Source organism: Kitasatospora sp. NPDC127067 (genome assembly GCF_042724755.1).
Classification (GTDB): Bacteria; Actinomycetota; Actinomycetes; order Streptomycetales; family Streptomycetaceae; genus Kitasatospora; species Kitasatospora lactacystinica.
This window is the reverse complement of record NZ_JBHXEM010000026.1, coordinates 1-13,289: the sequence shown is the minus strand read 5'-3', so window position 1 is coordinate 13,289 and position 13,289 is coordinate 1. Positions and strand designations below refer to the sequence as shown.

The following is a 13,289-nucleotide window of genomic DNA, read 5'->3' as shown; positions in this document are numbered from 1 at the left end:
GAAGGTGGCGCGCGATGGACGTGTTCGGCGTGATGATCGGCCTGGTCCTGCTCTTCGGGGTCGCGGTGATGGTGCTGGCCGTGGTCGGCACGGTCAAGGCCGCCAAGGCCGTCGGCGCGAAGATCGAGAAGCACGAGGCCAGCGCCCGCCGGGCCGTGGAGACCGCCACCCTCAAGGCGAAGACGTACACCAAGGTCGGCCCGTCCGCACAGATCGCCTCCGTCCGGCTCCGCCTGCGGACCTCGCTCGACGGCACCCGGCAGGTGCTGGAGAGCGGCCTCGCGCAGGACGGCCAGCTCGGCGAGTCGCTCGCCCTGCTGAAGCGGCTCGACGAGCACGCCGCCGAGCTCGACGGCGAGCTGCGGATGCTGGAGCGCGAGCCGGAGACCGCGCGGATCGCCGCCAAGCTGCCCGAGCTGCGCGAGCGGGCCGAGCGGATCACGCACTCGGCGGAGACCATGCGCTGGGCGGCGCAGGACCGGATGCAGCGGTTCGCGGACGACGAGCTGAGCCGGCTGAGCCAGGAGTGCGAGAGCGAGGCGGGGGCGCTGCGGCACTGGGACACCGCGGGGGGTGCGTCCTCCGGCCAGGCTCCGGGTGCCTCGGGCTCTGCCGGTTCCGCGGGTTCCGCGGGTTCCGGCGGTTCCGGCGGCGCGGCCGGGAGTGCGGCTCGGGCCCGGCTGACCGACGGGAAGGGGCGTGCGAGTGCCGAGGAGCTGCTCGGGCTCGCCGATCCGCTGGCCAAGCTGGCGCAGCGGCTGCGCAAGCCCTCGGCCGGGCCTTCGACGGGGCCCTCGGCAGGCTGAGCCGGCGGGGCGGCGCGAGGCCTTCGGCCGGTGCCCGGACCGGGCGCTGTCCTCCCGGACCGGCGGGGAGTAACCTCCGGCTCATGCCCTCCGACCTCGCGCTTGTCACCGATTCCACGGCCTATCTGCCGCAGGAGACCCTCGACCGGCACGGGATCACGGTGGTCCCGCTGAGCGTCGCGGTCGGTGGCTCGGTCCTGAGCGAGGGCGTCGAGATCTCCCCGAAGGACGTCGCCGAGGCGCTGCGCGGCAAGCAGCGGGTGACCACCTCCCGGCCGAACCCGGAGACCTTCGCCGCCACCTACCGGGCGGCCGCCGAGGCCGGGGCGAAGGGGATCGTCTCGGTGCACATCTCCGGCGAACTGTCCGGCACCGTCGAGGCCGCCCGGCTGGCCGCCGCCGAGGCGCCCGTACCGGTGCGGGTGGTGGACAGCCGGCTGGTCGGGATGGCGCTCGGGTACGGGGTGCTGTCGGCGGCCGACGCCATCGCGGCCGGGCAGGGCCTGGCGGAGGCGGCCGAGGCGGCCGAGCGGCGGGCGGCCCGGACCAGCGGGTTCTTCTACGTCGACACCCTGGAGCACCTGCGGCGCGGCGGACGGATCGGGGCGGCGCGGGCGCTGCTCGGCTCGGCCCTGGCGGTCAAGCCGCTGCTGCACCTGGACGGCGGGCGGATCGAGCCGCTGGAGAAGGTGCGGACGGCGTCGCGGGCGATCGCGCGGCTGGAGGAGATCGCGGTCGAGCGGTCGGGGGAGCAGGAGGTCGACATCACCGTGCACCACCTGGCGGCCGAGGACCGGGCCGAACCGCTCGCGGAGCGGCTGCGGGCCCGGGTGCCGGGGCTGCGGGAGCTGTACGTGGGCGAGGTGGGGGCGGTGATCGGCGCGCACGTCGGGCCGGGGCTGCTGGCGGTGGTGGTCGCGCCGCGCTGAGTGGTGCGGGTGGTTGCCGGTGTCGGGCGCTCCGGCTGGCTGCCTGGTTGCCTGGTCGGCTGGTTGCTTGGTCGGCTGGTCAATTTCGGATGGCCCTGCTCACTCCTGTGAGTGACACTTTTTATCCACAACCCCCGGGTTGTCCACAGGGTTTGGTTGATTTCCGCGCGCTTACCGGAGGACTCCTACCGTCCTCGGCATGACGACCATGGGCCTGGGCGCGGCGAAGCGCCATGCGATCAACGAGACGGTACGGCTGCGGATGGCCGCGCTGCTGCCGGCGGGTGGCGAGCCGACGGGTGACGAGCCGGAGGGCGGCGTCGGCGGGGGCTCCCCGGGGTCGGCCGCATCGCCGACAAGGGGCCGGGCGGCGGCTGCCGGCGGCCCGTCGTTGCCGTTGCAGGCAGCGTTGCAGGCAGCGTTGCAGGCGGCGGTGCCGGCAACGCCGGACGCGGGTGCCGCGCCGGATCCGGGTGACACTGTGGATCCGGGTGACGCTGTGGATCCACCGGAGGCCGGGGCACGTCCGCGAGTCCCCTCGTTCGCCTCGTTCCCCCCGCTCGGCTCGGCGTTGGCGCTCGACCGGCGTGCGGTGGCCGGGCTGGCCATCCTGCTGCTGTTCGCGGTCGGCTACGCCGTACAGCACTTCTGGCTGGCCCGGCCGGAGACGGTCGCCGTGCCCGCGTCGGCGGCCGTCGCGGCACCGGCGGGGGCCGAGCCGCCCGCTCCCGCCGACGCCTCCGCCGTCGACCCCAGGGCCGGGCCTGCCGCCGGTACCGGGGCGGAGGTCGTGGTGGACATCGGCGGGCGGGTCCACCTCCCCGGCCTGCACACCCTGCCCGGCGGCTCCCGGGTGGCCGACGCCCTGCGGGCGGCAGGCGGGCCGCTGCCGGAGACGGACACCAGGAGCCTCAACCTGGCCCGCATCCTGACGGACGGTGAGCAGATCCTGGTCGGCGAACCGGCGCCCGCCCCCGCCCCGGCCGTCGTCGGCAGCGGGAGCGGACCTCCGGACCCCGCCGCACCCCGACCACCCGTCAGCCTCAACCGCGCCACGCTCGAACAGCTCGACACCCTTCCCGGCGTCGGCCCCACCCTCGCCCAGCGCATCCTCGCCTACCGCACCTCGCACGGCTCCTTCCGCTCCCTCGACCAACTCCGGCAGGTCAGCGGCATCGGCGCCCGCACGTATGCGGAACTCCGCCCGCTCCTCACCCTCTGACGCCGCCACAGCCGTCGTCCCCGCCCGCTTCCCCGGCCACCGAAGGGAGGTACCGCCATGTCCGCCGCCACCACGCCGGCCGGTCCGGCCGCTGCGCCCCGCTCCGCGGGCGCCGACTTCCGGCTGCTGCTGCCCGCCGTCTCGGCCTGGACGGTCACGGCGGCGCTCCTCGGCCTGGAACCGGGGTACGAGGCCCTCGCCCTCACCGCGGCCGGTCTTGCCGTGCTCGCGGCCGTCCTGCTGCTCACCCGGCCGGGGGTCCTGCGCCGGCGCGGGTCCTCGGCGACGCTGGCCGCCGTCCTGCTCACCGGCGCGGCGGCCGCGATCGCCACCCCGCTGCACACCTCCGACCTCCACCGGGGGCCGCTGCCGGAGCTCGCCCGCGCATCCGTGGCCGCCGAGCCGGGAACGCCGTCCCCGGTGGTGGAGGTGGAGCTGACGATCACGGGGGACCCGAAGGCCCACACCTCCCGGGGCGGCCCCGCCGCCGGGCAGACGCTCCTCACCGTCGAGGCGGTGGCCGACCGCGTCACCCTGCTCCCGGACGGGCGGAGCACCCGCACGCGGACGCCGGTGACGGTCATGGTCCGAGGGGCGCGGAGCGAGCCCTGGCAACGGGTGCTCCCGTCCCAGCGGCTGGCGGCGGAGGTTGAGGTGCGGCCGGCGGGGGAGGGGCATGACACCGAGTCGGCCGCGCTGCTGGTCGTCCACGGGCAGCCCCGGCAGCTGGCGCCGCCGAGCCTGCCCCAGCGGATCGCCGGCCGGCTGCGCGAAGGCCTGCGCACCGCCACCGACGGACTTCCGGCGGACGCGCGCGGGCTGCTCCCGGGGCTGGTGGTCGGCGACACCTCTCGACTGCCCGACGACCTCGACGACGCCTTCCGGGCCACCGACCTGGTCCACCTGGTGGCGGTCAGCGGGGCCAACCTGGCGATCGTCCTCGGTGCGCTGCTGGGCGCGCCCGGGCAGGCCGGCACCCCGGAACGGCGCGGGCTGGCCGCGCTGCTGGGGCTGTCACTGCGCACCGGTGCGCTGCTCGGCACCGCGCTGACCCTGGCCTTCGTCACGGTCTGCCGGCCCGAGCCCAGCGTGCTGCGGGCCGCCGGGACGGGGCTGATCGGCATGCTGGCCCTGGCCGCCGGCCGTCCCCGCAAGGCGGTGCCCGCGCTCGCCGGAGCGGTCCTGGTGCTGGTCCTGCTGGATCCGTTCCTGGCCCGCTCGTTCGGCTTCCTGCTGTCGGTGCTCGCAACCGCCGGGCTGCTCGTCCTCGGACCGCACTGGGCCGAGGCCCTGCGGGCCCGCCGCTGGCCGTACCACCTGGCAGGCGCGCTCGCGGCCACGGCGGCCGCCCAGGCCCTGTGCGCGCCGGTGACGGTGGTGCTGTCCGGGCACATCAGCCTGGTCGGGATCCCCTGCAACCTGCTGGCCGAGCCGGCGGTGGCCCCGGCGACGCTGCTCGGCTTCGGGGTGCTCGCCCTGCAGCCGCTCCTTCCGGACCTCGCCCGTCTGCTCGCGGAACCGGCCGGAGTGCCGGCCGGCTGGCTCTCCCTCGTGGCACGCCGTGGTGCCGGGATTCCGGGCGGCCAACTGGACTGGCCGGGAGGGTGGTTCGGGACGGCGACGGTCGCGCTGGCCGTCCTGGCCGGCTGCTGGGCGGCGCCGCTCCTGCTGCCCCGACGGGCGCGGCCCGGCAGCCCGCTGCCGGCGTACGGGCGGCGGCGCTGGGCGCGGGCCCTGGTGACGGGGGCGCTGACGGCGGTCCTGCTGGCCGTGCTGCTGCGCCCGCCGCAGCTCACCCGGATCGCCACCGGCTGGCCGCCGCCGGGGTGGCGGCTGGTGATGTGCGACGTCGGACAGGGAGACATGCTGGCCCTGGCGGCGGGGGCGCCGGACAGCGCGGTGGTGATCGACGCCGGGCCGGATCCGAACGCCGCGGACAGATGCCTGCGCGACCTCGGCATCACGACGGTTCCCTTACTGCTGCTGACGCACTTCCACGCCGACCACGTCGAGGGCGTGCCGGGGGTGCTGCGGGGCCGCAGGGTCGGCGCGGTCGAGGGCACCACCTTGGACGATCCACCGGGCGAGGCCGCCCGGGTGGCGGGCTGGGCGGCAGGCGCGGGCCTCCCGCTGCTGAGAGCCGGTCGAGGTGAACGGCGGTCGGCCGGCGCCGGGTTGGCCTGGGACGTGGTGTGGCCCGTCCCCGGCTCGGCGGTCGAGGCGCCGGGCCCGAACAACGCAAGCGTCGCCTTGATGGTGGCACTGACAGGAGGACTACGGATGGCACTGCTCGGCGATCTCGAACCGCAGGCCCAGTCGGCACTGCTGGGCCGGATGGGGAAGGCCGATGTCGTGAAGGTGGCGCATCACGGATCGGCCCACCAGGACTGGGACTTGGCGGGTGCCCTGCGGCCCCGGCTGGCCCTCATCTCCTGCGGCGAGGGCAACCCGTACGGTCACCCGTCCCCGAGGACGGTCGACCACCTGCGCGCACTCGGCGCCACCGTGCTGCGCACCGACCGGGAAGGGGACATCGCGGTGACGGGCGACTCCCCGGCCACCCTCGGCGTCGCCGTCCGTCCCCGGCCCGCCCACGCGGCCCGCCGCCCCGGCACCCCCGCCGGGCCAGGTGGCGCTCATGGGCACGGCCCCGCACCCCACGCCCATCCCGGGCAGACCCCAGGCACCCCCCGAGCCCCGCCCACCTGACCCCCGCGCTCTCCTCCTCCCACCAATCACGTGGGGGCATGGAAAGTAGAAGGGGGTGGTGTGAGGAGGAGCGGCGCAGAGCCAGCAGAAACGTTCCGGGGGGGGGGCGGGGGGGGGCCCGCCCGGGGGGGGGTGGTCCCGGGCCGTCGTCGGCGAGCGGCGGCGTCCGAGGTCAACGCCGATGGCACGGAACGCGATCGATGTCCCGTCATGCCGTCAAATCGTCATGATCAGGGGGATTGCGGAACCCGGGCCCTCATCTATTAAGTTACTTCGAAGAAGGTGGGCGGGGCAGCACCCCCCCGTTGCTCGCCCTGCCCGCCTTCGCTGTCCCCGGTCCCGGCCGAGCCGTCCCCCGCCCCGTCCGGACCGTCCCCAGATTCCCCCGAAGGAGGGCGACCGTCATGGGAAAGCGTCGCAAGCCCAACCCGCCGAGCCGGGCCCGCATGGCGGTCCTCACCACGGCCATGGCGGCCGGCGGCGCGGTCCTCGCCTCCGGCACCGCCCACGCCGAGCCGACCCCGAGCCTCGCCTCCGTCAAGGAACAGGTCGACCAGCTCAACGAGGACGCCGAGCAGGCGATCGAGAAGTTCAACGGCTTCCAGGAGAAGCAGCAGAAGCTCCAGGGCGAGGCCAACCTGATCCAGGAGAAGGTCGCCCGCGGCCAGGAGGCGATGAACGAGCTGCGGACCCGGCTCGGCGCGGTCGCCGCCGACCAGTACCGCAGCAACGGCATCGACGCGTCGGTCCAGCTGATGCTCGACTCCGACCCGTCCGCCTACCTGGAGCGCGCCGCGGTGCAGAGCCAGGTCTCCGAATCCCAGGCGAACCTGCTCAAGCAGGCCCAGGACGAGCAGCGCAAGCTCGACCAGGACCGCGCCGAGGCCACCGCCACCCTGGCCGCGCTCGACTCGGTGGGCACGCAGCTGGCGGAGCAGAAGAAGGACATCCAGGGCAAGCTGGCCCAGGCCCAGGCGATGCTGAACAAGCTCAGCGCCGAGGACCGCGCCAAGATCAACGCCCAGCAGAACGCCGAGAAGGCCAAGGCCGAGGCCCAGCAGGCCGCCACCGCGGCCGCCAAGGACCGCGCCTCCCGCTCCGCCGACCGCCCGGACATGAACGCCCCGGTGCCGGCGGCCAGCGGCCGGGCCGCGACCATCATCGCCTTCGCCCAGGCCCAGCTCGGCAAGCCCTACGGCTGGAGCATGACCGGCCCCAACAGCTTCGACTGCTCCGGCCTCACCGGTGCCGCCTACCGCGCGGCGGGCGTCAAGCTCTCCCGGATCTCCCAGGACCAGTGGAACGACGGCCCGCACGTCGACCGGGCCAACCTCCAGCCCGGCGACCTGGTCTTCTTCTACGACGACATCCACCACGTCGGTTTGTACATCGGCGACGGCAAGATGATCCACGCCCCGCGCACGGGCAAGAACATCGAGGTCCTGCCGATCTCCGCGATGCCGTACAAGGGCGCCGTCCGCCCGGCCTGACCGCGCGCCACCACCGGCCCGTTCCCGCTTCGGCGGGGGCGGGCCGTCGTCGTTGCGCGGACATCGGTCCTTGGGTTCAAGGGGGCGCGTGGCGCCGCCGGTCGGGGCGGGCCGCCGTGGTCGTGGCGGCGCCGGTCGGGGGACGGGCCGGTCAGAGCGCGGCGAGCCGCTGCAGCAGGTGCGCCGGGTCGGTGAGGCCGCAGGCCCGGCGGACGGCGGCGTCGTGGGCGGCGGCGAGGGCGTCGAGGCGGGTCAGCCGGGTGCGGCCCTGGCGGGAGAGGTGGGCGGTGATCCGGCGGCGGTCCTGGTCGTCCTGGCGCCGGTAGACCCAGCCGGAGTCGCACAGCGAGTCCACCAGCCGGCTCAGGCTCGCCTGCGGGATCAGCAGGGCCTGGGCCAGCTCTCCCATCGCGTGCCCCCGGCCGTCCGCGAGGGCGCGCAGCAGCCGCCACTGGTCGACGGTGCAGTCCTCCTCGGCCAGGGCGGCGGCGAGGCCGCCGGAGAGCCGGCGGTGGGCCAGCGTCACCAGCTCGACCAGCAGCGGCTCGGGGGCGGCGGGACGGTCGCCCGGGGACTCACTCGTGGACGCGCCCGCGGACTCACCCGGGGACCGGTTCGCGGCCGGGCCGACGGGATCACCGGGACGGGTGTCGATCCCCGGCGCGGCACCAGCTGCGGTCATCGGACGCTCCCTCTCCGGCCTTTCCCGATATCGGCGGTACGACGATACTCGCACCGTGAGCGTCGAGGTGAGCTTGATCGATCCGCTCGACGCGCTGCACTCGGTACGGGAGGGGGCGGCGCTTCGGGTGGGCCTCGTCGTGCCGCAGTCCGGCCCGCTCGGTCTCACCGGCCCGTCCGCGCTGGACGGGGCGCTGCTCGCCGCGCACGAGGTCAACGCGGCCGGCGGTGTCCGGGGCCGCCCGCTGGAGCTGGTGCTGGTGGACGGCGGCGGAGCGCCGGGCCGGGTCGCCGGCGAGGTGGGGCGGCTGCTGGACGCCGGGGCGCTGGACGCGCTCGCCGGGTGCCACACCAGCGATGTGCACCGGGCGGTGGAGAGCGTCGCCGCGGGCCGCGTCGCGTACGTCTTCACCCCGCCGCACGAGGGCGGTTCCCGGCTGCCCGGCGTGCTCTGCACCGGCATCGACCCGTACCGTCAACTCGGCTCCGCAGTGCGAGAGGTGACGGTGCGTCACAGGATCCGCCGCTGGGCGCTGATCGGCAACGACTACATCTGGCCGCGCGCCGTCCACCGGGCCGCCGAGGGTCTCGCGGCGCGGGCCGGTGCCCGGGTGGTGCTGGAGCGGCGGGTCCCGTTCGGGGCGGTCGAGGAGATGCTCGACCCGCTGTTGGACGCGCTGCGCGCCGCCCGCGCGGACGCCCTGCTGCTCAGTCTGATCGGGCGTGACCTGGTGCACTTCAACCGGGCGCTGCGGCGCTGCGGGCTCGACCGCACGCTGGTGCGGCTCTCCGGCGCCCTGGAGGAGAACGGCCTGCTCGCGCTCGGCGGCGACGACACCGGGACGCTCTACGCCGCGATGCCCTCCTTCGCGACGCTGGCGGAGGAGTGCCGGCAGAGCCTCGCCGAGCGGCACCGGGCGCTGTGCGGTCCGTGGGCGCCGGTCCTGGACGCCTACGCGGTGGGGCTGTACGAGGGTCTGCACCTGCTCGCCGACCTGGCGGCCCGCGGGGCGCTGGCCCCGGACGGCCTACTGGCGGCGGCCGGCCGGCTGCTGCGCCGCGAGGGTGCGGGCCGGGCGCGGATCCACCTCGCCCGGGCCGAGGGCCTCGGCTTCGCGGTGCTGCCGCGCTGACCGCGGGTGCCTCCTTCCCGTCAGGTGGAATGCCGCGGCAAAACCCTTCCATCTGGAAATAGTTGCCTCTACAGTCTCCCCACACACCCGCAGGGTCGTCACGGAGAGAGAGCACCATGGCCGACACGCCCGCGCCCCAGGGCATCGAGAGCTACGGCTACCAGCAGGAACTGCGCCGTTCGCTCCGCTTCACCGACCTGCTCGTCTACGGGCTGGTGTTCATGGTGCCGATCGCACCGTTCGGCATCTTCGGCGGCGTCTTCCAGGGCTCCGGCGGCATGGTCGCCCTGGCCTACGTCCTCGGCATGGTGGCGATGATGTTCACCGCCCTGTCGTACGCCCAGATGTCCCGGGCCTTCCCGATGGCCGGCTCGGTCTACACCTACGCGGGCCGCGGCATCGCCGCCCCGGTCGGCTTCCTGGCCGGCTGGATGATCCTGCTCGACTACGTGCTGGTGCCCGGACTGCTCTATCTGATCGCCGGCGTGGCCATGAACTCGCTGGTGCCGTCCATCCCGGTCTGGCTCTGGCTGATCGGCTTCGTGCTGCTCAACACCGTGGTCAACTACCTCGGCATCGAGACCACCAACCGGGTCAACAAGGCGATGCTGATCGGCGAACTCGTCGTGCTGGCCCTGTTCGTGGTGGTCGGGGTCATCGCCCTGGCCAACGGCAAGGGCCGGGGCTTCGACTTCACCCCGCTGTACGACCCGCACACCTTCTCGTGGAGCCTGGCCTTCGGGGCGGTCTCGATCGCGGTGCTCAGCTTCCTGGGCTTCGACGGCATCTCCACCCTCTCGGAGGAGAACCGCGACTCCGCCAAGGCCATCGGCCGGTCCATGGTCGCCGCACTGCTGCTCGCGGGCACACTGTTCATCGTGCAGACCTGGGTCGCCTCGCTGCTGGTCGCCGACCCCGACGCGCTGATCCGGGACGGCGACCCGAACGGCACCGCCTTCTACGACGCGGCCCGCACCGCCGCAGGCGGCTGGCTCGCCACCCTGACCGCCGCCTCCACCGCCGTGGCCTGGGGCTTCGCCAACTCGCTGGTCGCCCAGGCGGCCACCTCCCGGCTGCTGTACGCGATGGCCCGCGACCGCCAGCTGCCCGCCTTCCTGGCCCGGATCCACCCCACCCGCCGGGTGCCCGTCAACGCGACCCTGCTGACCGCCGCGATCTCGCTGGTGCTCGGCCTCTGCATGGCCTCGCGCGAGGACGGCATCACCCTGCTCAGCACCCTGGTCAACTTCGGGGCGCTGACCACCTTCCTGGTCCTGCACGTCGCCGTGGTCGTCCACTACCTCGTCCGCAGGCGCAGCAAGGACTACTGGCGGCACCTGATCGCTCCGGCGCTCGGCTTCGCGATCCTCGCGTACGTGGTCGTCAACGCCAACATCGCGGCCCAGCGGCTCGGCTTCGTCTGGCTGCTCGTCGGCGGGATCGTGCTCGCCGGGCTGACGGCGACCGGGCGCAAGCCCCGGCCGGCCGTCGCCGAGGCCGAGGCCGCCACCGACGGTGCCGCCGCCCGCACCGGGGCCGCCACGAACGACGCCGCCACCGACGGGGCCGCCACCACCGACGCCGCCCCGAACGCCGCCACCGCCAAGGAGAAGAAGTGAGCCTGCCCGAGATCGTCCGGCTGAACCCGACCCCGGAGGACTACGCCTACACCTTCGGCGGCCGCGACCCGCTGGTCACCGTCCGGCCCGGCACCGTCATCGAGCTGACCACCGAGGACTGCTTCGGCGGCAAGGTGCGCGGCACCGGCGACCTGCCCAGCCAGGTGTGCGTCTTCCCCTACCTCAACCCGGTCACCGGCCCGATCGCGGTGGCCGGCGCCGAGCCCGGGGACGTCCTCGCGGTGCACTTCGTGGAGATCACCCCGGCCCGGGAGTACGGCATCTCCAGCACCTTCCCGCACTTCGGCGCGCTGACCGCGACCCACTCCACCGCGATGCTCCACCCGGCCCTGGAGGAGCGGGTCTGGGTCTACGACCTGGACGTCAAGTCGGGCGTCTGCCGGTTCCGGGCCCGCACCGGCGACTTCACGGTGGACCTGCCGCTCGACCCGATGCACGGCACGGTCGGCGTCGCCCCGGCGGCCGGCGAGGTGCTGGCCTCCATCACCCCGGGCGCGCACGGCGGCAACCTGGACACCCCCGAGATGCGGGCCGGCACCACCGCCTACTTCCGGGTCAACGCCGAGGGCGGCCTGCTCGCCATCGGCGACGGCCACGCCCGTCAGGGCGAGGGCGAGGTCTGCGGCACGGCGGTGGAGGCGGCGATGCGCACCACCGTGATCGTCGACCTGATCAAGGGCGGCGGCCCGGCCTGGCCCCGGCTGGAGAACGACGACTTCCTGATCGGCACCGGCTCGGCCCGTCCGCTGGAGGACGCGTTCCGGATCAGCCAGCACGACCTGGTCGGCTGGACCGGCGAACTGCTCGGCCTCGACCAGCTCGACGCCTACCAACTGGTCAGTCAGGCCGGGCTGGCTCCGGCGGCGAACGTCTGCGACACCAACTACACGATGGTCGCCAAGCTGCCGAAGAACCTGCTCGGCCGGGCCCGCGCCTACGACGGGCTGCACGACCGCCTGCGCGAGACCGCCTGGGCGTACCTGCGGCACCGGTAGCGGCGCCCCGCCGGTCCGGGCCCGCGGATCCGGACGCACCGGTCCTGACGCATCGGCCCGGACGTACTGGTCCGGACGTGCCGGTCCGGACATGCGGGCCCGAACGCACGACTTCGACCCGCGGGTTCGCCCGCGCGGGTCAAAGTCCCGGCAAATCCCACGGACCCCCACCCCGCCCCCACCCGGGGCCCGTCGGCACCCCCACGCCGACGGGCCCGCGGGGGAGCCCCGGGGTGTCTCAGGGGCGCGGCGCGCAGACCAGCAGGTACGGGAGCAGCGGCAGCACCGACACCCCGAACCGCCAGACCGGCCGGCGCCGTCCGGGCCCCGGCCGGGCCAGCCGCCGGACTCGGGCGAGTACCCCGGTGGACGCCACCCCCAGGGCCCCGCCGGCCTCGGCCCCGTTCCCAGCCCCGGCCCCGCCGGCCTCTGCCCCGGCGGCCGGAGCCGGTCCGCCGGTCGCCAACGCGCAGAGGGCGGAGGCCAGTTCGTCGCGCGACGCCCGCTCCAGCGCCGTGTCGTCCGCCGCCATCTCCAGCAGCAGCGCCACCTCGGAGCGCCCCAGCCGGGCCAGCGGCAGCGGCCCGAGCAGCAGCGCGAAGGTGTCGGCCGGCAGCCGGAACAGGTGGTGGCGGCCGCGGATGTGCCCGTGTTCGTGGGCGACGGCCGCCGCGAGCTGCCGCTCGTCCAGCAGCCGCAGCGCCCCGCGCGACAGCACCACCCGGGAGCGGCGCCCGGGCAGGCAGTAGACGGCCGGCCGGCCGTGCTCCAGCACCAGCGCGTCCCAGCGCCGGTCCGGTACGCCGACCACGTCCAGCACTGCCCGATGCCGTCGCCGGTCCCGTCCGGTGCGCAGACCGACGGCCGTCACCAGGGCGGCGAACAGGGCCCCGCCGACGGTGAGCAGCCACCAGTCGTGGGTGTGCGGCAGACCCGGCCCGGTCGGTTCGCCGTGCGGGGGGTGCCCGAACAGGCCGAACAGGTCGAGCAACCCGAGCAGGCCGAGCAGTCCGGCCGGCCGGTGGGTGAAGGGCTCCACCGCGTGGTGCGCGGTGAGCAGCAGGGCCACCGTGAACGAGGCCATCAGGGCGAGCCAGAGCGCCGCGCCCGTCGCCGGACGGGCCTGGAGCCGGACGGAGCCGGCCAGCCGGCGGGGCAGCAGGACGCCGGTCACCAGCAGGTGGAGGCAGAGCACCGCGAGGGTCACTCAGGGCCCCGGGACTTCACCTGTTCGAGGGCGGCGAGCAGGGCCGAGGCCTCGTCCCCGCTGATCCGGCCGACGAAGTGGAGCAGTGCGCCCGCCCGGTCGGGGGTGGTCTCCAGCGCCTGGTGCATCAGCCGGGCGGTGTACTCCTCGCGGGTGCAGGTCGGTTCGTACACCCAGGCGCGGCCGACCTTGTCGCGACGCAGCCAGCCCTTGGTGTGCAGGATGTCCGCGACCGTGGTGACGGTGGTGTACGCGACCGCCCGCTCCCGCTGGAGGTCGTCCACCACCTCGCGCACCGTGGCGGGCCGGCCCCAGGACCAGAACCGGTCCATGATCTCGGCCTCCAGATCGCCGAAGCCCCGTAGCACCGCCCTCTTCTCCCTCGCCGAGCCGACCACCGGCGCCTTTCGCCCGCCGGAACGCGGCCCATGGTACGGCGAGCGCCGGGCGCCCGCCCCCGGGTGAAGGGGACGGGCG

At 75.0% G+C, this 13,289-nt stretch carries 11 protein-coding genes; 8 read left to right on the top strand and 3 right to left on the bottom strand.

Annotated elements, in window-relative coordinates; genetic code table 11:
* Window positions 1-14: 14 nt before the first annotated feature.
* From ACFWJ4_RS14100 to ACFWJ4_RS14080, 5 genes are all read left to right on the top strand, one after another.
* Window positions 15-806, top strand: a complete 792-nt coding sequence (locus ACFWJ4_RS14100) for a hypothetical protein (RefSeq protein WP_380543229.1) — start codon at window positions 15-17, stop codon at window positions 804-806.
* An 83-nt stretch (window positions 807-889) separates the two neighbouring features.
* Window positions 890-1,735 (top strand): DegV family protein, encoded by an 846-nt coding sequence (locus tag ACFWJ4_RS14095; RefSeq protein ID WP_380543226.1) that lies wholly within the window; start codon window positions 890-892, stop codon window positions 1,733-1,735.
* A 199-nt stretch (window positions 1,736-1,934) separates the two neighbouring features.
* Window positions 1,935-2,957, top strand: a complete 1,023-nt coding sequence (locus tag ACFWJ4_RS14090; RefSeq protein ID WP_380543223.1) for a helix-hairpin-helix domain-containing protein — start codon at window positions 1,935-1,937, stop codon at window positions 2,955-2,957.
* A 57-nt stretch (window positions 2,958-3,014) separates the two neighbouring features.
* Entirely contained in the window at window positions 3,015-5,666 is a 2,652-nt protein-coding gene (locus ACFWJ4_RS14085) for a ComEC/Rec2 family competence protein (protein WP_380543220.1), read from the top strand.
* A 404-nt stretch (window positions 5,667-6,070) separates the two neighbouring features.
* Complete coding sequence (locus tag ACFWJ4_RS14080) at window positions 6,071-7,156, top strand: NlpC/P60 family protein (RefSeq protein WP_359898744.1); 1,086 nt, start codon at window positions 6,071-6,073, stop codon at window positions 7,154-7,156.
* Window positions 7,157-7,307: 151 nt separating this feature from the next.
* Here ACFWJ4_RS14080 and ACFWJ4_RS14075 read toward each other — a convergent pair whose 3' ends face one another.
* Window positions 7,308-7,838 carry a MarR family winged helix-turn-helix transcriptional regulator gene (locus tag ACFWJ4_RS14075; protein WP_380543217.1) on the bottom strand — a complete coding sequence of 177 codons (531 nt, stop codon included), beginning with the start codon at window positions 7,836-7,838 and terminating at the stop codon, window positions 7,308-7,310.
* Window positions 7,839-7,893: 55 nt separating this feature from the next.
* Here ACFWJ4_RS14075 and ACFWJ4_RS14070 point away from each other — a divergent pair, with 55 nt between their 5' ends.
* The 3 genes from ACFWJ4_RS14070 to ACFWJ4_RS14060 all read left to right on the top strand — a co-directional run bounded on the left by ACFWJ4_RS14070 (window position 7,894) and on the right by ACFWJ4_RS14060 (window position 11,605).
* On the top strand, window positions 7,894-8,970 hold the full coding sequence (locus tag ACFWJ4_RS14070) for an ABC transporter substrate-binding protein (RefSeq protein ID WP_380543215.1): 1,077 nt from the start codon (window positions 7,894-7,896) through the stop codon (window positions 8,968-8,970).
* A 116-nt stretch (window positions 8,971-9,086) separates the two neighbouring features.
* On the top strand, window positions 9,087-10,589 hold the full coding sequence (locus tag ACFWJ4_RS14065; protein ID WP_380543212.1) for an APC family permease: 1,503 nt from the start codon (window positions 9,087-9,089) through the stop codon (window positions 10,587-10,589).
* The gene (locus tag ACFWJ4_RS14060) at window positions 10,586-11,605 is read left to right on the top strand and encodes an acetamidase/formamidase family protein (RefSeq protein WP_380543209.1); all 1,020 of its coding nucleotides are present in this window, start codon (window positions 10,586-10,588) and stop codon (window positions 11,603-11,605) included. The genes ACFWJ4_RS14065 and ACFWJ4_RS14060 overlap by 4 nt, the downstream gene beginning before the upstream one ends.
* A 238-nt stretch (window positions 11,606-11,843) precedes the next feature.
* Here the strand turns inward: ACFWJ4_RS14060 and ACFWJ4_RS14055 are convergent, their stop codons facing one another.
* Both ACFWJ4_RS14055 and ACFWJ4_RS14050 read right to left on the bottom strand, forming a co-directional pair.
* Window positions 11,844-12,812, bottom strand: a complete 969-nt coding sequence (locus ACFWJ4_RS14055) for a M56 family metallopeptidase (RefSeq protein ID WP_380543206.1) — start codon at window positions 12,810-12,812, stop codon at window positions 11,844-11,846.
* Entirely contained in the window at window positions 12,809-13,180 is a 372-nt protein-coding gene (locus ACFWJ4_RS14050) for a BlaI/MecI/CopY family transcriptional regulator (protein WP_380543203.1), read from the bottom strand. Before ACFWJ4_RS14050 ends, ACFWJ4_RS14055 begins: the two co-directional genes overlap by 4 nt.
* Window positions 13,181-13,289: the final 109 nt, after the last annotated feature.